Raw genomic sequence first — 23,577 nt, 5'->3', positions numbered from 1 at the left:
CCGCCGTCACATTGTCGATCGGGATGACCGATCGCACCGAACTATCGCCACGACGCGTTCGCCTGCATTCCGTATGTTGACATAAAGATATCCTTATGTGATGGTTGTCGCCTCAAGGATAAAAAATGTCGCAGAATTCTGCATCGCTGGACGCATTGTTCGGCCCCGTCGCGGCCAGGCCCGATGGGTCCGAAGTGCTGGCGGCGCTGACGGCGGCGGCGCGCGAGCGCATTCTCATTCTCGACGGCGCCATGGGCACGCAGATCCAGGGTCTCGGTTTCGACGAGGAGCATTTCCGCGGCGAGGCTTTCGCGGGCTGCGCCTGCCACCAGCAGGGCAACAACGACCTCTTGATCCTGACGCAGCCGAAGGCGATCAAGGAGATCCATTATCAATACGCCATCGCTGGCGCCGATATCCTCGAGACCAACACCTTCTCCTCGACCTCGATCGCCCAAACGGACTACGGCATGGAGGATGCCGTCTACGCGCTGAACCGGGACGGCGCGCGGCTGGTGCGTCGGGCAGCGGCGAGGGCACAGCAGGAAGACGGCAAGCGGCGCTTCGTCGCCGGCGCGCTCGGGCCGACGAACCGCACCGCCTCGATGTCGCCCGACGTCAACAATCCAGGCTACCGCGCCGTCACCTTCGACGAATTGCGCCTGGCCTATGGCGAGCAGCTGCGCGGCCTGATCGACGGCGGCGCCGACATCATTCTCATTGAAACCATCTTCGACACGCTGAACGCCAAGGCGGCAATCTTCGCCTGCAACGAGATATTCATCGAAAAGGGCGTGCACCTGCCGGTGATGATTTCCGGCACCATCACCGATCTCTCCGGCCGCACCCTGTCGGGCCAGACGCCGACCGCCTTCTGGCATTCGGTGCGCCATGCGAGCCCCTTCACCATCGGCCTCAACTGCGCGCTCGGCGCCAATGCGATGCGCGCGCATCTGGCCGAAATTTCAGGCGCCGCCGACACCTTCGTCTGCGCCTATCCGAATGCCGGCCTGCCCAATGAATTCGGCCGCTATGACGAGAGCCCGGACTTCATGGCCGCGCAGATCGAGGATTTTGCGCGGGAAGGGCTCGTCAACGTCGTCGGCGGCTGCTGTGGCTCGACGCCGGACCACATCCGCGCCATCGCCGAGGCTGTCAAGAAGTATCCGCCGCGCGCCATCCCCGAGATCGAGCGCAAGATGCGCCTGTCGGGGCTGGAGCCGTTCACGCTGACCGACGAGATTCCCTTCGTCAATGTCGGCGAACGCACCAACGTCACCGGCTCGGCCAGGTTCCGAAAGCTGATCACGGCGGGCGACTATGTCCCGGCGCTCGACGTGGCGCGCGACCAGGTCGCCAATGGCGCACAGATCATCGACATCAACATGGATGAAGGCCTGATCGATTCGAAAAAGGCGATGGTCGAGTACCTCAATTTGATCGCCGCCGAACCCGACATCGCCCGTGTCCCGGTGATGGTCGACTCCTCGAAATGGGAGATTATCGCGGCCGGGCTTAAATGCGTGCAGGGCAAGCCGCTGGTCAATTCCATCTCGATGAAGGAAGGCGAGGAAGCGTTCCTGCACCACGCGAAGCTGGTGCGCGCCTATGGCGCGGCCGTGGTCGTCATGGCCTTCGACGAGGCCGGCCAGGCCGACACCAGGGCGCGCAAAGTCGAGATCTGCACCCGCGCCTACAAGCTGCTCACCGAACAGGCCGGTTTCCCGCCCGAAGACATCGTCTTCGACCCCAACGTCTTCGCGGTCGCCACCGGCATCGAGGAGCACGACAATTACGGCGTCGACTTCATCGAGGCCACCGGCGAGATCACCGCCACGCTGCCGCATGTGCATATCTCGGGCGGCGTCTCGAACCTGTCCTTCTCCTTCCGCGGCAACGAGCCGGTGCGCGAGGCGATGCACGCGGTGTTCCTCTACCATGCCATCCAGCGCGGCATGGATATGGGCATCGTCAATGCTGGCCAGCTGGCCGTCTACGACACGATCGAGCCGGAGTTGCGCGAAGCGTGCGAGGACGTCGTGCTCAACCGCGCGCCCAGGGCTGGCGGCACCGCCACCGAACGCATGCTGGAGATCGCCGAGCGTTTCAAGGGCACGGCCGGCAAGGAAGCCAGGGAGCGCGATCTCGCCTGGCGCGACTGGACGGTCGAGCGGCGGATTTCGCATGCGCTGGTCAACGGCATCACCGAATTCATCGACGCCGACACCGAAGAGGCGCGGCTTGCGGCCGAGCGGCCTCTGCATGTCATCGAAGGCCCGCTGATGGCCGGCATGAATGTCGTCGGCGATCTGTTCGGCGCTGGAAAGATGTTTCTGCCGCAAGTGGTGAAGTCGGCGCGCGTGATGAAGCAGGCGGTGGCCGGATTGCTGCCGCACATGGAGGCGGAAAAACTGGCGAAGGCCGCCAATGGCATCGACAATGGTGAGCGCCAGACGGCCGGCAAAATCCTGATGGCGACGGTGAAGGGCGATGTCCACGACATCGGCAAGAACATCGTCGGCGTCGTTCTGGCGTGCAACAATTACGAGATCATCGATCTCGGCGTCATGGTGCCGGCGGCGAAGATCCTGCAGACGGCTCGCGACCAAAATGTCGACATCATCGGCCTGTCCGGCCTGATCACCCCGTCGCTGGACGAGATGGTGCACATGGCCGCCGAGATAGAGCGCGAAGGCTTCGACATTCCGCTTTTGATCGGCGGCGCGACAACCAGCCGCGTGCACACGGCGGTGAAGATCCATCCCCGCTACTCCAGGGGACAGACGGTCTATGTCAATGACGCCAGCCGGGCGGTCGGCGTCGTCTCGTCCTTGCTGTCGAACGAGACCAAGGGCGCCTATGTCGACAGAGTGCGGGCCGAGTACAAAAAGGTCGCCGACGCGCATGCCCGCTCCGAGGCCGACAAGCAGCGGCTGCCGCTGGCAATGGCCAGGGCCAATGCGCACAAGGTGGACTGGTCCGCCTATGAACCGCCGAAGCCGTCCTTCACCGGCGTGAAAGTGTTCGAGAACTGGGACCTGACTGAGCTCTCGCGCTACATCGACTGGACGCCGTTCTTCCAGACCTGGGAGCTGAAGGGGCGCTATCCCAAGATCCTCGATGACGAGAAGCAGGGACCGGCGGCGCGCCAGCTGTTCGAGGATGCGCAGGCGATGCTGAAAAAGATCATCGCGGAAAAATGGTTCGCGCCGCGCGCCGTCATCGGCTTCTGGCCGGCGAACGCCGTCGGCGACGACATCAGGCTGTTCACGGATGAGGCACGCTCGCAGGAACTGGCAACCTTCTTCACGCTGCGCCAGCAACTGACCAAGCGCGACGGCAAGGCCAATGTCGCGCTGTCGGATTTCGTCGCGCCTGCCGACAGCGGCAAGCCGGACTATATCGGCGGCTTCATCGTCACCGCGGGGATCGAGGAGGTGGCGATATCAGAGCGCTTCGAGCGCGCCAATGACGATTATTCCTCGATCATGGTCAAGGCGCTGGCCGATCGTTTCGCCGAAGCGTTCGCCGAGCGCATGCACGAGAAGGTGCGCAAGGAATTCTGGGGCTATGCATCAGACGAGACGCTGGCGCCCGACGAACTGGTCGGCGAGCCCTATCGCGGCATCCGCCCGGCGCCCGGCTATCCCGCGCAGCCCGATCATACCGAGAAGGCGACCTTGTTCCGGCTGCTCGACGGCGAGCGCAATGTCGGCGTCAGCCTGACCGAGAGCTATGCGATGTGGCCGGGCTCCTCGGTCTCCGGCATCTATCTCGCTCATCCCGAAAGCTATTATTTCGGCGTCGCCAAAGTCGAGCGCGACCAGGTCGAGGACTATGCCCGCCGCAAAGCCATGCCGCTGGCCGATGTCGAGCGCTGGCTCGGCCCGATCCTCAACTATGTCCCTCAGCACTATGCCGAGGCGGCGGAATAGCGGCTGCGACGTGGCCCAATGGCTGCTCGACCGCTCCCTTGATTTTTCACCGTGGAAAAAAATCGCGCCGCACCCGGTTCTCGGCGAGCTGCCGGTTGTCGGTCGGTCAGACTTAGGTCCCTCGCGCCTGCTTTTCTGGAACAAGCCGTGATGTCCCGCATTTTATTGGCAGGGACACAAGGAGTGTCGAGTGAAAGCGATTTTGGGACTGGTCGGCGGCTTCGTGCTGACCCTTGCGGTGTTCGGCAGCGGGCTGGTTTTCGCGGCCTGGCTGCTTGCCGCCAAGCCAGCGCGGGAGGCAAGGCCGACCGTCAGCGTGGCGGAGCTGTGGACCCGGAAAGCGCGGCCGGTGGACAAGACGGCGCAGGACTTCGAACGTGTGCCGCCCGAGCAGTCCGCGCCTGCCGACATCGCCGCCAAGGAGCCAGCCCAGGACCCGGCCAGGCAGCAGCCCGATCCCACCGTCACCGGCGCCATCGCGCGGACCGAACTGCCGCCGCCGCATCTCGCCTGGTGCGCCAGCCGCTACCGCTCCTACGATCCCGAGGACAACAGCTACATGTCCTATAGCGGACAGCAGCGCACCTGCGTATCGCCCTATCTCGCCGCCGACCGCGCCGCGCCGCGAGAGGCAAGCTATGTCGAGGGCGCGGGCGCCTACGCGGCCGCCGGCGGCGAACCGGACCATGTCGCCTCCTGCTTCAGCCGCTATCGCTCCTACCGTCCGGAAGACAACAGCTACCAGCCATATTCCGGCGGGCCGAGACGGCAATGCGAGTAGCCAGCGCGAAGGGCGCCGCGAACGATTGCGACCGCGCGATTTCTGGGGTCGTTCGGATCGTCCTCAAAGCCCAGGGGAGGAACCACCATGGAAGACGACCGGCATCACAAGATACAGCAGCGCGCCTACCAGATCTGGGAGCGCGAAGGCACTGGTGACCCCGAACACCACTGGCACCGGGCCGAGGCCGAAATCGACCGCGAGGCGGCGCTGCCGCTGACCGCCGACGACGCCCTGCCGCGCGAGATCGCCAGCACCGACGTCCTGACCGTCGAGGAACTCGCCGTGCGCACCGGCATATCGGGCGACGAGGCGCAGGAGCTGATCGACAGGCTGGGCACGGACCGGGCGGCGGTTGAGCAGGCCGCACGGGGGCTTGAGGCGAAGCGGCGGGCGACATCCTGATCGGGAAGAGTGAGATAATCCTCCGTAAACTCAAGGACGGGAGATACTCGCCTCCATCTACGCAAGAAGGACGAGAAGGCCCAGAAAGGCGGAATCTCGACACGTTCGATACGCGTGAAGCGGCGGAGAAGCATGACCGGGAGGTGCAGTATTTCAAGTGACATTGAAGAGAAGATGAGGGGCAGTCGTTCTTACCGGGGGGTATTTTGAAATTTTTAAATAGGGTTAATTTCTATGGATATTTGTGGCTGAACTGCTAATTGTTTTGGAAAATGAGATCGCCTGTTTTTCGGCGTTGCTCCCAGATTTACGGTTTCGAGGTTTCGTATGGCAGACGGGCCGGCAAATCCCTTTCAGCGTTCGATGGATCGTTACACAAACTTCAGATTGGAATACCAGGATTTTCTTGAGAAATACGAAGCGATCTATCAAGCGATGGTACAGGAAAACACGCGCTTTCAATCACTAAAGCATTGGACCGCCGCATTTCATAAAAAGTTCTATATCGAAAATTCCAATGGTGAGCCAATAAGGAATGCTCCTCCTCCGACACTACAATTCCAGTTTGGGAATCGCCCTCTTGGCTTGGGTCGGCTAAACCATGAGGGAAAAACCGCTTCGGAAAGTGGATCGGTTTTGGTCTATAGCTTTGGGGCTACCGGCGCTGTCGCGGTAATGCTGTATCCTGCCAAGGGAGATCTAAGTAGTACCGAAGAATCATCAATTTTACTTCGGATTGGTTACTACACATCATTCGAATTGCAGAATACGCTACGTCGCGATCTCTTGGATTGGGTATCCTACGCCTATGTTTCTGGCATTGATGGCGATCCAACGTTCTGCGAGAGATTCCGGGTATCATGGTTAAGACTCGCGCAACCAAAATACCATGAGGGCAAGCCTCAACCAGCAGTCCTACCTGGAAGAGTCAGGGAGATTTTCAGTGTGACAATTCGCCTGCTTATCGGCTCCGCCCTTGGAGCGGGGTTTAAGGTTGTGGTGCCAACGATAGTTGGTTTCTTGATTGGACTATTCTTCTCCTAACCGATTCAGCTACATAAAGAAGCGGAATTGATAGGGAGCATTTCCCAAGCGATCCATGCGTTTTACAACGCGCGCCAAAACCTGCGCATACCCCATTGTAACGGGCAAATGGTCATAGAGAGCGTCGTTGTTCCAGTTCATTTTTGAGAGGGCCAAGGCGGTGCGGGCGGTTTCGTCCCAAGGTCCATGCCCAGCGTGACGAACGAGCCTAATTGGCTGCGGCGTGCTCTTGCCTCCTTGGAAATAATCCCGACGCTGAGCAATTCCACTGACGGCACCACGCATCCAAAGGAGTGCATCCCGTGGACCTAGGCTGAGGAGCGAACCTCGCCCGACGGGATAAGAAGCGGCCCTTCCTTTTGGACTGCCTTCTGATGGATCAATACGAATTCCACGCCAACCGATATCTTCAACAACTTGAACCAGATCGACTGACTCGCAGAGATGGAGTGCTTCCATGCATCCATCAATTTCATCGGACTTGAACTCTGTCGACTTGTGGACAATGACCCGGCGCGGCACTCGACCAGCATGCCTGCGCCTATATAGGTCGAGAGAGCGAGTCATCACGCGAAACATTTCAGTTCGCGACATAAATGGATTCTCCCGCTGGATTTCTACCTCGTCGGCGTCGTAAGCGATGAACTCAAGGCCGGCTCCTTCCGCATCAAAGACCTGGCTACAGCATGTAACGAAACGAGGACGGTCGGAAAGGACAGGTCGCACTGCATACGATATGCCGATGAACGCGGTTTCGGAATCGGTGTCGGCTAGCTTCCAAGGTACGCCGCCTGCTTTCGCATATAGGGCCAAGCCGATACGCCACATCACACTCGCGCGGTCAGGGTAGGCAAGCGCCCTGTCTTCGCGAACAAGCTGTATCGGCAACCCACGCGCCGCGGTCATCGCCTTTAAATGGTCGTGCAGATCGAAATCATCTCCGGCTGTGCCCACATAGCCTGCTTGCCAACGCGCTGGAATATAAATGAAAAGTACATCGAACTCTGCGCGGCGCATGTCCAATGCTTGGATCGCCCGAGTAAGCCGGTCGGCGATGACAAGATGCGGCCTAGGCGATTTCTCCATATCGTGGTCGACATTCGCATCGAGTTGCAGATGGCACGAAGCAAGAGCTCCGCGCATATGAACGTTGAACACGGTGCTGAACCCGGGCCACCTCGGCAAGTAATCCTTCCGCTCGTGAGGATCGAATGCTGAGTTTAGCTCCTTCATAAAATCGTAAACAGCCTGACTCTCACCATGAGGTGCGATGGTCGCTACGCGTATTGGATCGGGTACCAGACCTGCAGAATAAGGGCCAAACCGCAGCAAACCACGCAGCGGGTGAATGTCTGTGTCGCCAACTCGGTCAGGATGAAACAGAAGTAGGGGTTCTGGCAGCCAGATATGTGCACCAACCTCACTGCTCATGGACCTATCCTTCGCGAAAAGGCGGTTGCATCTGAGAGTTGGAAGATAGCTTCGACACCCGCGCCAATGCCCAATGCACGCTGTTGAGTACCGCCCTTAGCAAGCCGCGCAGCCCAGAACCCGACTAGCGCATTCAGTGAGCCGTTATAGCGTTTCACGGTTCTCTCTCTGGCGAAATCCGTCGCCCCAAAGCGGTTGTCCTCCGAAAGGCCGGAAAACACGATGCGCGGTTCAACCAGAAGCCAAGGCCGTTCATCTGCCCAATCTATCCGTAGGCCCACACCTTCCCGCCAAGTGAGCCCGGGGAACTTGTCCACTCCTCCCGACAATTTGCCGACGATGGATTTTAACTCATCCCATGTGGATGACATGGGATCGGAGGGCGCCAAGAGATCGGTTGTTCGCCGATGGTCAATCGTAAGCCCACCCTCTCTCGCAAGAGCACGCGAGAGAGCATCGCGCAAAAGTCCGCGTTCGCCCGTCTCATTCCGCAGACGCTGCGGTTCGATGGTATGAAGAGCAAAATCAGTGATTCCGAAAGGCGCGAACGCGGCACGCAGATCAGCATCTGCACCGAAAGCCAGGACACCAGCTTTAGTCCGTGTGCATAATACATCCACCTCTGCCGCCGCCACTGCTGCTCGCACGGCTGCATGGCCCTCAATGTTGCATACGATCCGACGGCACGTAGACGGTAAAACGGGTATCGGGAGAGCATTAAGTCGAATAACGGGCCAACCCTTCTTGCCGGCAGGCGCTTGTGCGGCAGTCCACCGCCGTCGTTCGCCTGCAACAGCATCGAGCGTTGTCGTGTCGATTCCTCTAAGTAGTCGCACGAGATCGCGAGTGGTTTCGTCAAAGTTCTCGATGCTCACCAGCCCGCCATCGATCCCTATTTCGCCAGCTTGCGCCAGCAGGGACGTTACGGCTGGCAAAGGTGGGTAATCGCCACGATGCAACCAGAACAAACCTCCGGGGAAGCTCGTGCCTTGGTGCAACGCTTCGGTCAGCGCCGACATGATTGATTCATCCCGCCCGCTATAACCAGCCACCACCAAGCCAAATGATTTGCAGGCGTCTATTAGAACACGTCTGAGTTGGGCGTCTTGGTGACGAAGCTCCTCCGGGGTGTTCTTCAAACGACGAAAACGAAAATCACCATGCAATTTAATTTGAGCGGGCCATCGCTGCCCTTGGATAGTTTCGTGTGCCAGGTCGGGGGCATGCAATCCGACTGTGGTGAGCGCCGATGTGGTACCAAAGACTTTCGCGCATGCGTCATCAACAAGGTCGTCGAAGTTTGTAGTCCAGACGATTTTGGAGTGTTCTGCCATAAGCAGCGTTGCTAGTGCGAGATGACCGTAAGAGGGCTTAGCGCCTCGAGTTTTAGACTCGATGTATGTGCGTCGATCGGCTTCGCTGGGCCATGCGGCCTCAAATACGGCAGCGTATTCATCCGGCGCGCCTTCGGTAGGGAATCTACCGGATGAGGCTATGTAGCTCTGAATTAATGTCCGAACAGCCGGATTTGTCAGGTCCTCAACCAACTTCGGCGACACTTTCCTCTGACTCACATAAAGTGCTTGTTTGAATTCCCAAAGCATTTCGCCTGCTGTTGGGATTCCGGAGGATGCTGATGCTCCGGCACCAAGAAGCCACATGAGACTGCCAGCGCGCATCTGAAAGCGGCGGGCGAAGTCATCGGGCTCTACAATCCGATAGGGGAGGTCGACTCGCATAGCGCATAATATCAGTTCAAGCGATAATAGGCCGGGCTGGAGCGATAATAATAATAATTTTACTTACGGGGTTCCGTTTCGGGGGCAGAGGCTGCCGTTGTTGCACTAAGAAGAAATTACGTCGGCAAACGCTTCGCTCTCAATGTCAATTGCCTCAATCGCATCCTTCATTTCGGGGTCTGCAGCGGGTGTTGTTATTCCAACGATTTGTTCAATGCGTCGTAGTGCGGGACTAATGCCTAAGACCACTTCGTGGGCGGGATGCAACAACGATAGGACGCTGTAGCTGAACCCCCGCTTTTCGTTCTCGATGAGCTTTGGAAGCCAATTTCGGACCGATTGATATTCTGCGTGGAACTTCGTAATTGCTAGAACAAGCTCCGGCTCAAGGAGGCCAAGCTTCGAGGCGAGGGACCGATAGAGAAGAGGGTCGGCAAGTGTATTCCGCTCCAGAAGCGTCTCGTCAAACTTAAGTGATGGGTTACGTTGAGTGCCCTCGGCAAAGTAGGTCTTTGCCACTACTTTCGCGAGAATGGCAACTTCTTGTCTTAATGGCAAAATCTCTCCGTATAGCGCCGCAGCCACTGCCTTGGCTTCTTCTGCTCGCAGGCGATCATCACGTCGCCGATTGAGTTGCGAATTAAAAAGCGAACCAATGATCAGCGCCACCAATCCAAAAAGGAATGTGGTTGCCGGGCTTTGAAGCGAAGTTAGAAAATTCCAAAACGCAGTCATCGAGAGCTCTCTTATTGAAGACTTCTCTAAACTGCTCGTGGCAGTTCGAAAAAGCCGGCCAACGTGCGCCTTGAGGTTGAACTGTCTGTGCTCACCCGAATGGCGCTTTGTTTGACGGTCTTTGATTTACGACAGAGAGGCGTTTGAAAGATGGCTATTTCTGACGCATCAACATCCATCCGCGGCCAATAGGGATCCCACCCCCTCCGTTAACCTTTCATTAACCATGCCCGGCCTAGCGTTTACCTCTCAGTAAGGAATCGCCCGCCGTGACCTTTGCCGCTCCCCTCGAGGCCAAGTCCCTTCGCTTTCGCGCCCGCTCCTTCGTGGCTTTCACGCTGACGCCGGAGGCGCCTTTGGACGTTTGGCTGGAGAGCCTCGATCGCTGGGTCGGCAATTCGCCGGGCTATTTTGCCGGGCGCCCGGTGGTGCTCGATCTCAACGTGCTGAAGCCCGATGTCGTGGCCATCGAAGCGCTGGTCGATCTGCTCGGCCAGCGCGGCATCCGCATCTATGCCATCGAACTCGACGGCGGCGCCGAGCTTGGCGCGCATCTGCCGCCGGTGCTGGTCGGCGCCAAGGAGGCGACCACCGACGGTCTGCTGCAGCCGAGCCGCAAGGCGGGCAGGGCGGAGGACGCCACTGCAGGAAGCGACATGAAGGCGGCCGGTGACATCAAGGCAGAGGGCGGCGATTTGAAGACGGGCGATCTGAAACCGGCGAGCGATGCCAAGACGCAGCCTCGAGACACCAAGGCCCCGGACGCCGGCACGTTGATGATCCGCTCGCCGATCCGTTCGGGCCAGCTGATCTTCCATCCGCATGGCGACGTCATCGTGCTGGGCTCCGTCGCCTCCGGCTCCGAGATCGTCGCCACCGGCTCGATCCACGTCTATGGCACGCTGCGCGGCCGCGCTTCGGCAGGCGCTCAAGGCAACACGGCGGCGCGTGTCTTCTGCCGCAGGAACGAAGCCGAACTTCTCTCGGTGGATGGCTGGTATTGCACGGCCGAGGAGATGGACCCGTCAGTCCGGGGCAAGCCTGTGCAGGCATTTCTCGACAACGGCATGCTGCGCATCGCCCCTTTCAGCTAGTGCGTCTCGCCCGACAACGACATAACGAACAACAACGGAGGCTTTATTGATGGGCAAGGTAGTGGTGGTCACCTCGGGCAAGGGGGGCGTCGGCAAGACGACCTCTACCGCGGCTCTGGGGGCGGCGGTCGCCAAGACCGGCAAGAAGGTGGCGCTGGTCGATTTCGATGTCGGCCTGCGCAACCTCGATTTGATCATGGGCGCCGAACGCCGCGTGGTGTTCGACCTCGTCAACGTCATCCAGGGCTCGGCAAAGCTGTCGCAGGCGCTGATCCGCGACAAGCGGGTGGAGACTTTGTTCCTGTTGCCGGCCTCGCAGACGCGCGACAAGGATGCGCTGACCGAGGAGGGCGTGGCCGAGGTCATCGGCAAGCTGCGCTCGGTGTTCGACTATGTCTTCTGCGACAGCCCGGCCGGTATCGAGCGCGGCGCGCAGCTTGCCATGCGCTTTGCCGACGAGGCGGTCATCGTCACCAATCCGGAAGTGTCGTCGGTGCGCGATTCCGACCGCATCATCGGCCTGCTCGATTCCCGCACCTTGCGCGCCGAGGAGGGCGAGCAGATCGCCAAGCATGTGCTGGTCACGCGCTACGATGCGGGACGCGCCGCGCGCGGTGAAATGCTGTCGATCGACGATGTGCTGGAAATCCTGTCGGTGCCGCTGCTGGGCATCATTCCGGAAAGCCAGGATGTGCTGCGCGCCTCCAACCTCGGTTCGCCGGTGACGCTGTCGGAGCCGCTGAACGCCGCCGCCAAGGCTTACATCGACGCGGCCAAGCGCCTCGAGGGCGAACAGCTGCCGGTCATCGTGCCCTTCGAGCGCAAGGGCTTCCTCGATCGTCTTTTGGGAAGGAGGGCGGCATGAACCTGCTCGACATCTTCAAGCGGCGCACCAGCGCGCCGGTGGCGCGCGAACGGCTGCAAGTGCTTCTCGCCTATGAGCGCCGCAACCGCAGCCAGCCCGATCTCGTCTCCATCCTGCGCGAGGAGATCATGGCGGTGATCGCCAAGCATGTGCAGATCGACCAGGACTATCTGCAAGTCTCGATGGACCGCGGCGAGACCATGTCGACGCTGGAGATCGACATCCAGATCCCCAACAAGAGCGCAGTGCCGCTGGCCATGGCCGGGTGAGATTGAAGCTGCTGATCTCCCCCTTGTGGGGGAGATGGCCGGCAGGCCAGAGGGGGGCGCTGTCCCGCTGGCCTGTCAATTACATGTAGCAACGGCTTTGCCGAAGATCTGGATTCGCTGAGACGTAGCGATCCTTCGCGCCCCCTCTGTCCTGCCGGACATCTCCCCCACGAGGGGGGAGATTGCGCTCCTCGCGCTCGCCTGCGCCAAGCACCCCCGCCCGGACCTACGGTCCGACCTCCCCACAAGGGGGAGGTAGGGGGCCAGCGCCTCTCCCCAAAACATTCAACCAACTAGTTGACTATCTAAAATCTCGCCTCTATATTCAACTACATGGTTGAATTAGAGGCGCCCCAGATGGACCAGGTTTTTCACGCCCTTGGCGACGCCACGCGCCGGAACATGCTTAACCACCTCGCCGGCGGCGAGCGTACGGTGAGCGAGTTGGCTCAACCCTTTGCCATGTCGCTGGCCGCCGCCTCCAAGCACATCAAGGCGCTGGAGCATGCCGGGCTGATCCGGCGCGAAGTGCGCGGCCGCACCCATGTCTGCCGCCTCGAGGCCCGCCCGCTGGCCACCGCCTATCAGTGGCTCGGCCAATACGCGCGTTTCTGGAACAGCCGCCTCGATGTCCTCGAACAGCTTTTGCGCGAGGAGGCGGGGCGCAAAACGTCGACAACGCAGACAATGCCGGCACCGGCAAATCCAGAACCATCCAAGCCGGAATCACCCAGGCCAACACCTTCCAAGGGAGACGACCGATGAATCAGATGAACAGCTTCGACGGCTACGCCCAGCTGATCCAGCCGGCCACTTTGAGGATCGAACGGCTTTTGCCCGGAACCAGGGAGCGCGTCTGGGAATATCTGACGCAGAGCGATCTGCGCTGCAAATGGCTGGCGGCCGGCGACATGGAGATGGAGGAAGGCTCTTCCTTCGAGCTGGTCTGGCGCAATGACGAACTGACCGACCCGCCCGGCGACAGGCCGGCCAGCTTCAGTGGCGGCGAGCAGCGGATGCACAACCAGATTGTCGAGTGCGATCCGCCGCGCAAGCTCACCATCACCTGGAACGGCAGCGGCAATGTCACCTTCGAATTGGCGCAGCGCGGCGACGACGTTCTGCTCACCCTGGTCCACCGCCGCCTGCCAGACCGCTCGAGCCTGATGATGCATGCCGCAGGCTGGCACGTGCATCTCGACCTCCTGGTTGCCCGCGTGGCGGCCGAGAAGCCCGAACCGTTCTGGGACAGCTTTAGCCGTATCGTGGCGGAATACGACCGGCGCCTGCCGGCCTGACCTGACCTGACGCATCGCCCGGTCCAACCGGGCACCATCGATCCCTTGCGCCGGATGCCGGCGCAGGGGCCGGCGAAACACGCGCCTTCGCCAGACACCGCGGCGCGCCAGCGGAAATGAAACCAGGCAACGTGCTTGCATCCCGCAAGCCCGAAGGAGGAAGTCATGCGTAAATTGATCACCGGAATGAAGATCTCCATCGACGGCAAGATCGAAGGCCCCGAAGGCTTTGCCGACTGGGTCGACAACTGGTCGGAGGAATACGGCCTGATGCCTGAGATCGACGCCTGCCTGCTCGGCGGCGTCATGTATGCCGGTTATGAGCGCTACTGGAGCGCGATCCAACAGAACGAGCCGGACCAGCCATTGCCGATGACCGGCAGGCTGGTCGACCCGGCCGAACTCGAATGGGCGCGCTTTGCCGCGAAAACCCCGCACTATGTGCTGTCGAACACCATGACTTCGGCCGCCTGGGCCTCGACGCGCTTCCTGCGCAGCCTCGACGACATCGCGGCGCTGAAGCGCGAGCCCGGCAAGAACATCTATCTCATGGGCGGCGCCCGCATCACCGCCAGCCTGATCCAGGCGGGGCTAGTGGACGAAATGCGGCTCATCGTCTACCCGCTGCTCGCCGGCGACGGCAAGGCGCTGTTCGGCATGGTGCACGCCCGGCACAGACTGGAACTGCGCAAGGCCGAGGCGCTTTCGGATGGACGTGTGAGCCTGGTGTATGGGCTGGCGAGCTAGCTTCTTTTCCTCTCCCCGAGGAAGGGCGCAAGCTTATGCGAGCTGGCATTTTCCTCTCCCTCCGGAGGGGGAGGGGTGGCGCCGCGAAGCCGCGACGGAGTGGGGGAAGGCGCTCATGAAACCCACGGTCGCCGCAAGACAGGAGCGACGGAAGCGAGGCGAAACGCCTGCAGGCAGGCAATCAGGCGGATGAACGGTCGACCCCCACTTCGTCGAGCTTCGCTCGACACCTCTCCCCCGATCGACGGGGGAGAGGAAATGCGTCTGTCCGAACCGGATAGATAGGTAACAGAATGGACCGATAGCATGGGTGACAGTTTTCTTGTCCGCCGGAGGACCGGCGATGGTTTGGCGAGAGACTGGCATCATGGACGAGCGGCTACGGTTTGTTGTGGAGTGTCTTTCTGGGGATGAGACGATGGTTGCGCTTTGTGCGGCCTACGGGATCTCACGCAAGAACGGCTACAAATGGCTAGGACGCTATCGGACGTTTGGGCCTGAGGGTTTGCACGACCTGCCGCGAGCCCCGCTCAATCATGGCCGGGCGACAGCTCAGGATCTGGTTGAGCGGATTGTGGCGGCCAAGGAGCTGCATCCGCTTTGGGGTCCAAAGAAGATCGTGGCACGGCTCAGGCGCACGGCTCCCGAGTTCCTCGTGCGCTTCATCAAGCTTGGCATCACGCTGGAGCGGATCGCACCCGGCAGGCCACAGCAGAACGGACGTCACGAGCGCTTTCACCTGACCATGCTGCCGATGGCCGAGGCACCGGAAGCCGACCGAACGGCACAGGGCCAGGCCTTCGAGACCTTCCGCCACAGCTACAATGAGGAACGTCCCCATGAGGCGCTGGGCATGGATACGCCCGCCCAGCACTACCGGTCCTCACAGCGCGCCATGCCCAGGACACCACCCGAGCCCGTCTATCCGGCCGAGGCCTCGGTCCGCCGCGTGCGCCACAATGGCGAGATCCGATGGAATGGCGGCTTCATATATGTCTCGCAAGCGCTGGCGGGCGAACCGGTCGCTGCGTTGGAGACCGAAGACGGACAATGGACACTCTCATTCCATGCCCACCCGCTCGGCATCATCGACACACGGCACATGAAGCTTGTCCGCCGCAGCGCCGCGCCAACCAATCCGCTTGGCGCTGCGGCGGACGCATAGGGGGAGAGAAGTGTCACCTATGTATCCGGTTCAAAGTGTTACCCATCTATCGGCTGGACACGTCGGCGTTCGCCTTCCACGTCTTGCCCCATCAACAGTCTGCCCGTGCCACACGACAGCCAGGCCTATTATCCATATCTCGGGCCAACGCTGCGGCGCACCGCGGGGGGGACTGGAATTGACGTCGACGCCGATTGCCGTAGCTGAAGCGAAGGCCTTGCCGATCGGCGCGTTGCTTGGCGCAATGGTGTCGATCCAGATCGGCGCCACCTTCGCCAAGGGCGTGTTTCCACTGATTGGCGCCAACGGCACCACGGCGCTGCGGCTGGTCGTGGGCGCGCTGATGCTGGCGGCGGTGCTGAGGCCGTGGCGGGTGCGGCCGTCGCGCGCCGTGCTGCCCTGGCTCATCGCCTATGGCGTCAACCTCGCGGCGCTGAACCTTTTGTTTTACGCAGCGCTCGCCAGAATTCCGCTCGGCGTCGCGGTGGCGCTCGAATTCTCCGGCCCGCTGCTCGTGGCGACGCTGTCGTCGCGGCGCGCCACCGACTTCGTCTGGGTGGTGCTGGCCGTTGCCGGCATATTGCTGTTGTCGCCCTTCATCCACTCCGGCAGTTCACTCGACCCGGTCGGCGTGATGCTGGCGCTGGCCGCCGGCGGCTGCTGGGCGCTCTACATCGTCTTTGCACAAAAGGCCGGCGCGGAGCTTGGCAGCCAGACCACGGCTTACGGGCTGGTCATTGCCGCTGCCGTCGGCCTGCCGTTCGGCCTCGCCGAGGCGGGTACCGGCCTGATCGCACCCGCGATCCTGGTCAGCGCGCTGCTGGTCGGGCTGTTCTCCAGCGCCTTGCCGTTCTGGCTGGAGATGGTGGCGCTGACCCGGATGCCGGCCAGGCTCTACGGCACGCTGACTTGTCTGGAGCCGGCGCTGGGCGCGCTGGCCGGCTTCCTGTTCCTGCACGAAATCCTGAGCCCGCTGCAATGCGCGGGCATTGCCGCAGTCGTCGTCGCCGCCTTCGGCGCGGCGCTGACGACGAAGCCGCCGGTACCGTCGCCGGAATAGTTGCCTGAAATGGATATGTGACGCCGATGCCGTGGTCCGCCGGTCCCGTGTCCGGTTGCTCAAGCGCCTGCAGCATCGATATATGGATCGATGTATGCGCAGGAGATCCAGATGAGCAGGGCCGACAGCATTGCTTGAGCCGTCCGTGATCAAGGCAATACTCCTTGTCGGGTTCGCCGCTGTCGTTGCGGCTCTCGCCTGGCGGCTGGCGCGGTCTCGTCGCAGAGCCCGGCTTCGTGAAGATCCGGCCAACGACTACGCCGTGCGCCGCGACTGGTCGGGCAACCACGGCAAGCTCAATCATTCGTCCTTTGTCTATTTCGATGCCGATCGCGACGGCCGCTACGGGCTCGGCGACCGCCCGATGGCCGGCATCATGGTCAGACTGCATGATGGCGACGGCCGCTTCGTCGCCGCGGCGCGGAGCAATCGCGGCGGCTTTGCCAATTTCCTGGCGTCGACGAAACGTCGCGCCGCGCCCATCCATGTGCCGGGCAGCTACCGCTTCACCGTGTCGGTTCCGCCCGGCTGGCGCGCGAGCAGCGCCAACGAGGTCCAGTCGCAGCACCTCCGGCCGCTGCCGGGCTCGCCCACCGGGCTGGTATCGGAAGCAATGCTGCAGCCGGTCGGCCTGTTTGCGATACGCCGGCTCAGCGGCCGCGTAGCGGACGGTGCTTCGGCGAGCATCTCGGTGATGGCGAAAGGGCAAGAGGTGGCAGTGCATCCGCTAAGTGCTGGGGCTGGCTTCCGTCTCGATCTGCCCGATGACGCCGACGCGATCGAAATCACCGGCGGTGGCATGGAACGACGACTGGCCTTGTCGGCCTACCCGACCGAACTCGGCCTGCTGTCGCCCGAGAACGCGGCTGTCGACAGCGCCGCGTCCTTGCAGGCCATCGGTTTCGACGATGTCACGACGCGCGGCCTGCGCAAGGTGCCGTCCGGTTATGCCGGGTTGACCTGGTTCAACCTGAACGCACTGGCGCGCGATCATACCGAAGGCAGCGAAGGCTACGTCAACGGCAATATCTCGGGAGACCATGTCTGCTATACGAGCAGCGGACACCCGGCCGAATTGTCGAGCGACAAACCGTTCGGGTTCCATTCCGTGATGCTGACAGCGGCATGGTTGAAGTCCGAAGGCGAAACCGCACTGGTCGAGAGCTGGCTTGGCGACCGGCTGATCGCCAGCGACACGATCGTCCTGTCGGCACTGGCGCCCGTCCACTATGCGCCGATGCTGGCGGCGGTGACGCGCGTGCGTTTTTCAACGAGCCACTATTGGCAGCTCGTGCTCGACGATCTGGTGGTTGTGCGCTGAAGCGTGTCGCGATCAATCGGGGTGAAAGGGTTTATCGCGGATTGGAAGCACCGTTCGCGGTGACCTGCGAGAGCTTGCCTTTTTTGACCAGCACCGGTTTCAGATAGGTTTTCTTCATTTCCACTCTCCACGTCGGGCACCCAAAGCCCTGTTCCCGGCCAGACGGCACGAGGCGTCCGGATGATCGGCTGTTAGATGGTGACCGGCCCGGAGCCGTTACCATTATCGGCTGTAACCTGCGAGAGCTTGCCCTTCTTGACCAGCACCGGCTTCGAATAGGTCTTCTTCATGCCGCATCTCCAGTGTCAGGCGGGCCGCCAGATCAGGCGACAGTCGGACTCAACGACCTCACTCGATCGGGCCGGAACCCGCTCCATTGGCGAGCGCCGTAACCTGCGAAAGCTTGCCTTTTTTGACCAGAACAGGCTTCGAATAGGTTTTCTTCATAGTGATCCTCCGAGCTTACGCGATAATGCCAGACGGATCGGCACTGTCAACCTTCGCGGCCACGCTGTCCCATCCCGGTTTTTCTTGGCGCCGATGCGCTAACTGCAAGTCCACCTTCATCGACAAAGCGTTGTTCTTGGGCGTGCATGGCGTGGCCGGGTTGCGGTGCGAAAAATGTCCGAAACTGCGGCGGGTCTGGCCTGGTTGGTCGGCCTGCTCAAACAGAGCGGCAATGCAGCGCGGACTGGCCCAGCCTAAACATTGGCCTTGCCGTCGCGCCGCACTCACAGTTCCTTCTCCGCCAGTTCGCGGAAGGCATCGGGAACCGAGCGCCGGGCTTCCAGCGCCACGGCGCCATAGCCGACAGCCTCTCTGCCAAAGCGCTGGCGGATCTTGTCGATGGCGCGGTCGGCGCCAAAGCGCGCCAGGCCTTGCCTGCTGCCGGGCCGCTGCTTTTCATCGGCAAGCCCGAGCGGCAGCTCCAGCTGCAGCTCGGCACTTTCTTCCAGCTGCGACACCGAGATCGCCAGCAGCGAGATGGTCTTCTCCCGAGGGTTGGCGGCCAGCACGCCGCGCACCAGCTCCCCGGCGATTTCGGCCAGCATCGCGGTTGCCGAAATCGGCTGATCGAGCGTCAGCGAGCGTGTGACGGCGTGCAGATCGGCGAAACGCACGCGCACCGTCACCGTGCGCCCGGGCCGTGATTTCGCCCTGAGCCGGCTGGCGACCCGGTCTGCCAGATGCAGCAGCACGGGTCCGAAGATACGCGCTTCGGCCGGCCGTCTGCCAAGCGCCGACTGCGCGCCGGCGGAATGCGACCGCCTGTGGGTTTCGAGCTTTCGCGGGTCGCGGTTCCATGCCAGCGACGCCAGCTTTTCGCCGGCGGCGGGCCCGAGCAACCTTCGCAGCGCCCCACTATGCGTCTTTGCCAACTGGCCGATGGTCTCGATGCCGATCTCGGCCAGCCGCGCCTTGGTCGCCGGGCCGACGCCCCACATCAGCCCGACCGGCAGATCATGCAGGAAGGCAAGTTCGGTGTCCGGATCGACCACCACCAGCCCGTCGGGCTTGGCCACCTGCGAGGCGATCTTGGCCAGATGCTTGGTGCGCGCCACGCCGATCGAGATCGGCAGGCCAAGCTCTGCCCGGACGCGCCGACGCACCGTGGCGGCGATCTCGGCCGGCGGCCCGAACAGATGCGTGCAGCCGGCGACGTCGGCAAAGGCTTCATCGATGGAAATCCGCTCGACCAGCGGCGTGAAATCGTCGAGCACCTTGATGGCGGCATCGCCCAGCCGCTGATAGTCGGCGAAATGGCCGCCGACGAAAATCAGTCCGGGGCAAAGCTCGCGCGCGCGTCGTCCGGGCATGCCGCCGCGCACGCCGAAAACCCTGGCTTCGTAGGAGGCGGCAAGCACGACGCCGCCGCCGACGGCGATCGGCTTGCCCCTGAGCGCCGGGTCGAGCAGCTGCTCGACCGAGGCGTAGAAGGCGTCGAGATCCGCATGCAGGATGGTGGGTTCCATCCCGACCGTTCCCTTTGCGGCGTTGCAGCATTAGCCGCGTCTGTTGTGAGAGGCGTTTTTCCGAACAAATAGAGAACAAACAGGGCCTATTGTCAAGCGAAGCGGTTGCCGCCGGCCGGTCCGTTCCAGGTCGGGCCGTCGAGTGCTCCGCCTGGGCATCGGACCTGCGGAACATTGTCTCTCGCCTCAGCGTTCATATCCGCGACGGGACGCTGTTTTTGTGGAGGCCGGTATGGGCCAGTTCGAGATGATCGACCTCGTCAGCGTCGTTGACGCCTGCACGAGCGATCGCGTTGCCGGGCACTGCGTGTCAATGGCCAGGGCGGTGGAGGAGTTGCGAGTGCTGACCGGTGATTTCGTATCGCCGGACGAGACGGTGGCCAACGCGCTGTCGGCAGTGGCGCTGGGGCGCGGCTGCGCGGTGGTGTTCGACGAGCGAGCGGGCGCCGACATCTTGCTGACGCCGTAGCGCGGCGGCGCCGGGTTGTGGCAGCCAGAAAAGTCGAACAGCGTGCAAAAAGCTGTGCAGGCATGGCCCCATAACCGGGGCGTGGAAAATTTCTGCGCGTGGGTGTATTCTCCAGGTCGCAAGCGGTCGCAGACCGCATAGGGGGAGAAATGACATGCCGAGGGTTTCAGAACTCTTTTTCAAAACTGCCATCTTGTTCCTGATGTTGGGGATTGCGGCCGGCCTGCAGATGGCGATCTCGGGCGACCACGCCGCTTTTCCGGCGCACGCGCATATCAATCTGCTCGGTTGGGTGACGAGCGCCATCTTCGGCGGCTACTACGCGCTCAATCCGCAAAAGGCGGCGCGTCGCGTCGCCATGATCCACTACGGGCTCTACACTCTCGGCTTGGTGATCATGCTGCCGGCGCTGTATGTGATGCTGCAGGGAAACCCGGCGCTTGAACCGATCGTCGCCGGCGGCTCGCTCATTATCGCCGCTGCCGTTCTGGTTTTTGCTTTCGTGGTGTTTTCGCCCGAAACGGCGCGCTCGGTGTCCGGCGTGGTTCCGGCCTCTCGCTGACTGTTCGCGCGCGGCGATCAAAGTCCGACCCGCATTCGCGACCCGCGACACGGGTTGGCCAGGCCGATGGCCGCAGCCGCTGGCTGCGGTGTCTATCGCCGCGTCGGCGTTTAACATACCCGAGTCCCACCACGTATTATTTCGTGACTATTTGGCGCCGGAACCTTCCCAGATATCGCGCGTTGCGGCGACTGTATTCGCGCTGCCTTATATATAGGCAGACTTGAGTACGTCCACAGCATGGGTTGGGGGAGGAGCAGGCCACCATGTCGAAAAGAGAAATCGGAACGTCGGCCTCACTGGGCCGACGCATCGCCGATCTGAAAGCCAGGATGCGAGACGCCAGCGTTACTGAACACGAGATGCAGACCTTCCAGAAGGTCGCAGCCATCATGGGAGGTGTCGAAGGCTCCCTACGCCTCGACGCCGACGACCTGATCGCGGCGTCCTTCGTCACCGAGGCGCTCGGCGATCCCGGGTCGAATTGAAGGTCAGAGCCCGTCGGCACTCAAGTGCCGGCGGTCGATGGCCCGGTTCGCAGCGCCGCGATACCGGAGCGTGTCTGCACCGCCCGCGGCGGGGATTTCTTGCGCACTTTGAAGATTTCAGGCGAGCGGCCTCGACGGCGCTTGAAATATTGGGCTTCGCGTTCGTGCTTCTCGGCTGCTTCTCGGCTGTCGAAGGTGCCGAGATTGTCGCCGTCCAGCCCTTGACCACAAGGGCTAAGCCAAACCGCCAAGGCGCCTTAAACGAAGGATCCGGCCAGCCGGATCCTTCGAAATATCGCGATGCTCCGGCATCGCCTTCAGCTCATACTTGGTCCAACTGGTGACGGCGTGGACGTCCCGGGAAACCTCTCGAAAGTCCGCGGTCGCTGCCTTACACGTCGTCGAACGGGCCGCCGCGCCTCGCCAGGTCGTGACCAATGGCGGCTTCCTCGGCGTCGTCGGGCAAGGCATCGTCACTGTCCTGGTAGGGGTTGTCGTCATCCTCCTCGGGCAGTTCGCCTTCCTTCTCGACACCGGTGGTGTCCGGCAGGCTTTCCTCATCTGCTCCGTCGGGTAGGACCGTTGCGCCACGCAGCGCATCCCAATCCTGCCGGCGCGGCGTCGGCGCTTCCACTTCATCATTGGCGATCCTGTCGCGGGCATCGCTTTTGCTCGGTGGCGCCTCGACCTCGTCATTGGGTTTTCTGTTTCGTTCCATGATTGCCTCCTCTGGGCGGCTTAGCGTCGAGAAGGTGGAACTCACTTCCGGCTGCCAGGTTCCAGCAACCACTCCAGCTTCAGTGGAACCAATTGCCGCCAGTCTGCTTTGCCAAGGACTAGTCTGCTTTGCCAAGGAGATGAATCCAGAGGAGCTGGACCATGAAGACTTTCCCCCTCATCCCATGCGTGCTGCTCTTGGCGCTGGTCGACCCGGCGGCCGCGCAGGACAATAGCGACCAGCACGGCCCTGCCGCGCCTTGCCAGGCGCAGCCTCAGGACGATGGTCAGAAGCCGCCGGTCGCCAATGGCGGCGGCGAATCGACCAGCACGCTCGGTCCCTGCGGCGGCGTGCTGCAGCCGCCGCCCAGTGGTGACCAGGGTATGACGCAGCCGCCGCCGGATCAGGGCAAGACGCCGGTGATCAAGCCTGGCGAGGTGCCTGCGCAGCCGCCGAAGCAATGACCTTTGCTTGAAACTTCACGGCGTGGCACGAAGGCGGTCGGTTCCGGTCTTGGCCGGGCGACGCGGTCACCGGATCAATGCCGGCGCCGGCCGCAATCGCCACCGGAATTGGAGCCGTGCATCATCCATGTCGAAGGTCTCCTGAGGGATTGTGCTTCAATGCGAATCTTGCGGGTGCGGGTTCTGCTGGCATGACCGGGAAGCCGATCAATTTAGTCTCCGCTTGCGGAACAAGACCGTACCGGCTGCGTTTGCCTCCAGGAGCCCGCCACCTCGATCTGCGCTGTTTTCGCCTCATGCGGGAACACGGCGGAGCTCGCCAACAACGACAGGAGACGAAGATGAAAACCATCCTTATTCCCGCCGTCGCCGGGCTCGCCATGATCGCTGGTATCGGCATTGCCGCCGCCGACGAGGTGATCGTCACGCAGCCGGCACAGCAGCAGGTGATCATCACCCCGGAACAGCGCACGGTCGTGCACCAGTACGTAAAGAAACATCCGCTTGCCTCGGTCAATCTGCTCGGCGTCGAATTGAATGTCGGCACTGCCTTGCCTGACACTGTCGAGCTGCAGGAGGTTCCCGACGTTCAGTACAGATACGCCGTCGTCGACAACCATACCGTGTTGGTCGACCCCAGCACGCGCAGGATTGTCGAGGTGGTCGAGTAACGCTCGACAACCTAACCATTCATCGGTGATACGGCCCTGTCGTTCTTCCCAAAAGGGCGGCAGGGCCGAATGACGAACATGATGAAAGGAGAATTGCCATGTTGCCGCATGTCGAGACCCCGAACTCCGCCAATGTTGCGGCGTGTTGCGACAAGTTGCTGGCCGAGCGCAACACGGCGCTGTTATCGATGAAGGAAGCGATCGCGCTCCTGCGGGAGCGCACCGGCACCGATCGTTCGGATGCCGACCTCGCGGGGCTGATCGTCAAGAAAGCGGCGCTGCTCGGCGTTGCGGTGATTTCCGACCCGCGCTGAGATGTCTCGTCACTCAAGACGCCGGCCGA

General features: G+C 61.9%; 27 protein-coding genes. 19 read left to right on the top strand and 8 right to left on the bottom strand.

Annotated features, from left to right (window positions below; translation table 11 throughout):
- Positions 1-125 precede the first annotated feature (125 nt).
- The 4 genes from metH (at position 126) to NL532_RS23725 (ending at position 6,165) form a co-directional block, all read left to right on the top strand.
- Positions 126-3,935, top strand: a complete 3,810-nt coding sequence (metH, locus tag NL532_RS23740) for a methionine synthase (protein WP_023828909.1) — start codon at positions 126-128, stop codon at positions 3,933-3,935.
- Positions 3,936-4,125: 190 nt separating this feature from the next.
- Positions 4,126-4,716: a BA14K family protein gene (locus NL532_RS23735; protein ID WP_023749873.1), complete on the top strand. Its 591-nt coding sequence runs from the start codon at positions 4,126-4,128 to the stop codon at positions 4,714-4,716.
- Between the two features lie 87 nt (positions 4,717-4,803).
- On the top strand, positions 4,804-5,121 hold the full coding sequence (locus NL532_RS23730; protein ID WP_023828908.1) for a DUF2934 domain-containing protein: 318 nt from the start codon (positions 4,804-4,806) through the stop codon (positions 5,119-5,121).
- Positions 5,122-5,448: 327 nt separating this feature from the next.
- On the top strand, positions 5,449-6,165 hold the full coding sequence (locus NL532_RS23725) for a hypothetical protein (protein ID WP_155923800.1): 717 nt from the start codon (positions 5,449-5,451) through the stop codon (positions 6,163-6,165).
- Positions 6,166-6,174: 9 nt separating this feature from the next.
- Here NL532_RS23725 and NL532_RS23720 read toward each other — a convergent pair whose 3' ends face one another.
- From NL532_RS23720 to NL532_RS23710, 3 genes are all read right to left on the bottom strand, one after another.
- On the bottom strand, positions 6,175-7,596 hold the full coding sequence (locus NL532_RS23720; protein WP_023828907.1) for an argonaute/piwi family protein: 1,422 nt from the start codon (positions 7,594-7,596) through the stop codon (positions 6,175-6,177).
- The gene (locus tag NL532_RS23715) at positions 7,593-9,335 is read right to left on the bottom strand and encodes an SIR2 family protein (protein ID WP_081730962.1); all 1,743 of its coding nucleotides are present in this window, start codon (positions 9,333-9,335) and stop codon (positions 7,593-7,595) included. The genes NL532_RS23720 and NL532_RS23715 overlap by 4 nt, the downstream gene beginning before the upstream one ends.
- A 105-nt stretch (positions 9,336-9,440) precedes the next feature.
- Positions 9,441-10,070: a hypothetical protein gene (locus NL532_RS23710; RefSeq protein WP_031245190.1), complete on the bottom strand. Its 630-nt coding sequence runs from the start codon at positions 10,068-10,070 to the stop codon at positions 9,441-9,443.
- Positions 10,071-10,339: 269 nt separating this feature from the next.
- Here NL532_RS23710 and minC point away from each other — a divergent pair, with 269 nt between their 5' ends.
- The 9 genes from minC to NL532_RS23665 all read left to right on the top strand — a co-directional run bounded on the left by minC (position 10,340) and on the right by NL532_RS23665 (position 17,889).
- Complete coding sequence (gene minC / locus NL532_RS23705) at positions 10,340-11,164, top strand: septum site-determining protein MinC (RefSeq protein ID WP_023828905.1); 825 nt, start codon at positions 10,340-10,342, stop codon at positions 11,162-11,164.
- Between the two features lie 49 nt (positions 11,165-11,213).
- Positions 11,214-12,029, top strand: a complete 816-nt coding sequence (minD, locus tag NL532_RS23700; protein ID WP_023670342.1) for a septum site-determining protein MinD — start codon at positions 11,214-11,216, stop codon at positions 12,027-12,029.
- Positions 12,026-12,298, top strand: coding sequence for a cell division topological specificity factor MinE (minE, locus tag NL532_RS23695; RefSeq protein ID WP_023684809.1), 273 nt, complete (start codon positions 12,026-12,028; stop codon positions 12,296-12,298). Before minD ends, minE begins: the two co-directional genes overlap by 4 nt.
- Before the next feature lie 333 nt (positions 12,299-12,631).
- On the top strand, positions 12,632-13,063 hold the full coding sequence (locus NL532_RS23690; RefSeq protein ID WP_023828904.1) for an ArsR/SmtB family transcription factor: 432 nt from the start codon (positions 12,632-12,634) through the stop codon (positions 13,061-13,063).
- On the top strand, positions 13,060-13,596 hold the full coding sequence (locus tag NL532_RS23685; protein ID WP_023743860.1) for an SRPBCC family protein: 537 nt from the start codon (positions 13,060-13,062) through the stop codon (positions 13,594-13,596). The genes NL532_RS23690 and NL532_RS23685 overlap by 4 nt, the downstream gene beginning before the upstream one ends.
- A gap of 165 nt (positions 13,597-13,761) precedes the next feature.
- Positions 13,762-14,343 carry a dihydrofolate reductase family protein gene (locus NL532_RS23680; RefSeq protein ID WP_031202995.1) on the top strand — a complete coding sequence of 194 codons (582 nt, stop codon included), beginning with the start codon at positions 13,762-13,764 and terminating at the stop codon, positions 14,341-14,343.
- A 343-nt stretch (positions 14,344-14,686) separates the two neighbouring features.
- Entirely contained in the window at positions 14,687-15,508 is an 822-nt protein-coding gene (locus NL532_RS23675; RefSeq protein ID WP_286487484.1) for an integrase core domain-containing protein, read from the top strand.
- Between the two features lie 178 nt (positions 15,509-15,686).
- Positions 15,687-16,568, top strand: coding sequence for an EamA family transporter (locus tag NL532_RS23670; RefSeq protein WP_023749550.1), 882 nt, complete (start codon positions 15,687-15,689; stop codon positions 16,566-16,568).
- 145 nt (positions 16,569-16,713) lie between these two features.
- Positions 16,714-17,889: a hypothetical protein gene (locus tag NL532_RS23665; protein WP_023828810.1), complete on the top strand. Its 1,176-nt coding sequence runs from the start codon at positions 16,714-16,716 to the stop codon at positions 17,887-17,889.
- A 191-nt stretch (positions 17,890-18,080) separates the two neighbouring features.
- On the opposite strand, the gene NL532_RS23660 is transcribed toward NL532_RS23665, so the two are convergent.
- From NL532_RS23660 to dinB, 3 genes are all read right to left on the bottom strand, one after another.
- A complete protein-coding gene (locus NL532_RS23660) occupies positions 18,081-18,179 on the bottom strand; it encodes a hypothetical protein (protein ID WP_023670350.1) in 99 nt (32 codons plus the stop codon).
- 58 nt (positions 18,180-18,237) lie between these two features.
- Complete coding sequence (locus NL532_RS23655; RefSeq protein WP_023670351.1) at positions 18,238-18,336, bottom strand: hypothetical protein; 99 nt, start codon at positions 18,334-18,336, stop codon at positions 18,238-18,240.
- A 284-nt stretch (positions 18,337-18,620) separates the two neighbouring features.
- Positions 18,621-19,862, bottom strand: coding sequence for a DNA polymerase IV (dinB, locus tag NL532_RS23650; RefSeq protein ID WP_023828809.1), 1,242 nt, complete (start codon positions 19,860-19,862; stop codon positions 18,621-18,623).
- Positions 19,863-20,094: 232 nt separating this feature from the next.
- Here dinB and NL532_RS23645 point away from each other — a divergent pair, with 232 nt between their 5' ends.
- The 3 genes from NL532_RS23645 to NL532_RS23635 all read left to right on the top strand — a co-directional run bounded on the left by NL532_RS23645 (position 20,095) and on the right by NL532_RS23635 (position 21,381).
- Positions 20,095-20,331 carry a hypothetical protein gene (locus NL532_RS23645; protein ID WP_023689015.1) on the top strand — a complete coding sequence of 79 codons (237 nt, stop codon included), beginning with the start codon at positions 20,095-20,097 and terminating at the stop codon, positions 20,329-20,331.
- A gap of 154 nt (positions 20,332-20,485) precedes the next feature.
- On the top strand, positions 20,486-20,893 hold the full coding sequence (locus tag NL532_RS23640; protein WP_023693868.1) for a heme-copper oxidase family protein: 408 nt from the start codon (positions 20,486-20,488) through the stop codon (positions 20,891-20,893).
- Positions 20,894-21,159: 266 nt separating this feature from the next.
- Positions 21,160-21,381 (top strand): hypothetical protein, encoded by a 222-nt coding sequence (locus NL532_RS23635; protein WP_023693867.1) that lies wholly within the window; start codon positions 21,160-21,162, stop codon positions 21,379-21,381.
- A gap of 20 nt (positions 21,382-21,401) precedes the next feature.
- Here the strand turns inward: NL532_RS23635 and NL532_RS23630 are convergent, their stop codons facing one another.
- Both NL532_RS23630 and NL532_RS23625 read right to left on the bottom strand, forming a co-directional pair.
- Positions 21,402-21,632, bottom strand: coding sequence for a hypothetical protein (locus NL532_RS23630; protein WP_023702926.1), 231 nt, complete (start codon positions 21,630-21,632; stop codon positions 21,402-21,404).
- 140 nt (positions 21,633-21,772) lie between these two features.
- The gene (locus tag NL532_RS23625) at positions 21,773-22,099 is read right to left on the bottom strand and encodes a hypothetical protein (RefSeq protein ID WP_023754653.1); all 327 of its coding nucleotides are present in this window, start codon (positions 22,097-22,099) and stop codon (positions 21,773-21,775) included.
- A 161-nt stretch (positions 22,100-22,260) separates the two neighbouring features.
- Here NL532_RS23625 and NL532_RS23620 point away from each other — a divergent pair, with 161 nt between their 5' ends.
- From NL532_RS23620 to NL532_RS23610, 3 genes are all read left to right on the top strand, one after another.
- On the top strand, positions 22,261-22,563 hold the full coding sequence (locus NL532_RS23620; RefSeq protein ID WP_023730342.1) for a hypothetical protein: 303 nt from the start codon (positions 22,261-22,263) through the stop codon (positions 22,561-22,563).
- 341 nt (positions 22,564-22,904) lie between these two features.
- Positions 22,905-23,234 carry a DUF1236 domain-containing protein gene (locus NL532_RS23615; protein WP_023670359.1) on the top strand — a complete coding sequence of 110 codons (330 nt, stop codon included), beginning with the start codon at positions 22,905-22,907 and terminating at the stop codon, positions 23,232-23,234.
- 98 nt (positions 23,235-23,332) lie between these two features.
- On the top strand, positions 23,333-23,548 hold the full coding sequence (locus NL532_RS23610) for a hypothetical protein (protein ID WP_023670360.1): 216 nt from the start codon (positions 23,333-23,335) through the stop codon (positions 23,546-23,548).
- Positions 23,549-23,577 lie beyond the last annotated feature (29 nt).

This window comes from Mesorhizobium sp. C120A, from assembly GCF_030323105.1.
Taxonomy (GTDB): domain Bacteria; phylum Pseudomonadota; class Alphaproteobacteria; order Rhizobiales; family Rhizobiaceae; genus Mesorhizobium.
Note: the sequence above shows the minus strand (reverse complement) of the source record. Positions and strands in the feature narration are given on the sequence as shown.

Coding starts and splice junctions, on each gene's coding strand:
- metH (WP_023828909.1), top strand. CDS start 126: ATGTCGCAGAATTCTGCATCGCTGGACGCATTGTTCGGCCCCGTCGCG.
- NL532_RS23730 (WP_023828908.1), top strand. CDS start 4,804: ATGGAAGACGACCGGCATCACAAGATACAGCAGCGCGCCTACCAGATC.
- NL532_RS23725 (WP_155923800.1), top strand. CDS start 5,449: ATGGCAGACGGGCCGGCAAATCCCTTTCAGCGTTCGATGGATCGTTAC.
- NL532_RS23720 (WP_023828907.1), bottom strand. CDS start 7,596: ATGAGCAGTGAGGTTGGTGCACATATCTGGCTGCCAGAACCCCTACTT.
- NL532_RS23715 (WP_081730962.1), bottom strand. CDS start 9,335: ATGCGAGTCGACCTCCCCTATCGGATTGTAGAGCCCGATGACTTCGCC.
- NL532_RS23710 (WP_031245190.1), bottom strand. CDS start 10,070: ATGACTGCGTTTTGGAATTTTCTAACTTCGCTTCAAAGCCCGGCAACC.
- minD (WP_023670342.1), top strand. CDS start 11,214: ATGGGCAAGGTAGTGGTGGTCACCTCGGGCAAGGGGGGCGTCGGCAAG.
- minE (WP_023684809.1), top strand. CDS start 12,026: ATGAACCTGCTCGACATCTTCAAGCGGCGCACCAGCGCGCCGGTGGCG.
- NL532_RS23690 (WP_023828904.1), top strand. CDS start 12,632: ATGGTTGAATTAGAGGCGCCCCAGATGGACCAGGTTTTTCACGCCCTT.
- NL532_RS23685 (WP_023743860.1), top strand. CDS start 13,060: ATGAATCAGATGAACAGCTTCGACGGCTACGCCCAGCTGATCCAGCCG.
- NL532_RS23680 (WP_031202995.1), top strand. CDS start 13,762: ATGCGTAAATTGATCACCGGAATGAAGATCTCCATCGACGGCAAGATC.
- NL532_RS23675 (WP_286487484.1), top strand. CDS start 14,687: ATGGTTTGGCGAGAGACTGGCATCATGGACGAGCGGCTACGGTTTGTT.
- NL532_RS23660 (WP_023670350.1), bottom strand. CDS start 18,179: ATGAAGAAGACCTATTCGAAGCCGGTGCTGGTCAAGAAGGGCAAGCTC.
- NL532_RS23655 (WP_023670351.1), bottom strand. CDS start 18,336: ATGAAGAAAACCTATTCGAAGCCTGTTCTGGTCAAAAAAGGCAAGCTT.
- dinB (WP_023828809.1), bottom strand. CDS start 19,862: ATGGAACCCACCATCCTGCATGCGGATCTCGACGCCTTCTACGCCTCG.
- NL532_RS23645 (WP_023689015.1), top strand. CDS start 20,095: ATGGGCCAGTTCGAGATGATCGACCTCGTCAGCGTCGTTGACGCCTGC.
- NL532_RS23640 (WP_023693868.1), top strand. CDS start 20,486: ATGCCGAGGGTTTCAGAACTCTTTTTCAAAACTGCCATCTTGTTCCTG.
- NL532_RS23635 (WP_023693867.1), top strand. CDS start 21,160: ATGTCGAAAAGAGAAATCGGAACGTCGGCCTCACTGGGCCGACGCATC.
- NL532_RS23625 (WP_023754653.1), bottom strand. CDS start 22,099: ATGGAACGAAACAGAAAACCCAATGACGAGGTCGAGGCGCCACCGAGC.
- NL532_RS23620 (WP_023730342.1), top strand. CDS start 22,261: ATGAAGACTTTCCCCCTCATCCCATGCGTGCTGCTCTTGGCGCTGGTC.
- NL532_RS23615 (WP_023670359.1), top strand. CDS start 22,905: ATGAAAACCATCCTTATTCCCGCCGTCGCCGGGCTCGCCATGATCGCT.
- NL532_RS23610 (WP_023670360.1), top strand. CDS start 23,333: ATGTTGCCGCATGTCGAGACCCCGAACTCCGCCAATGTTGCGGCGTGT.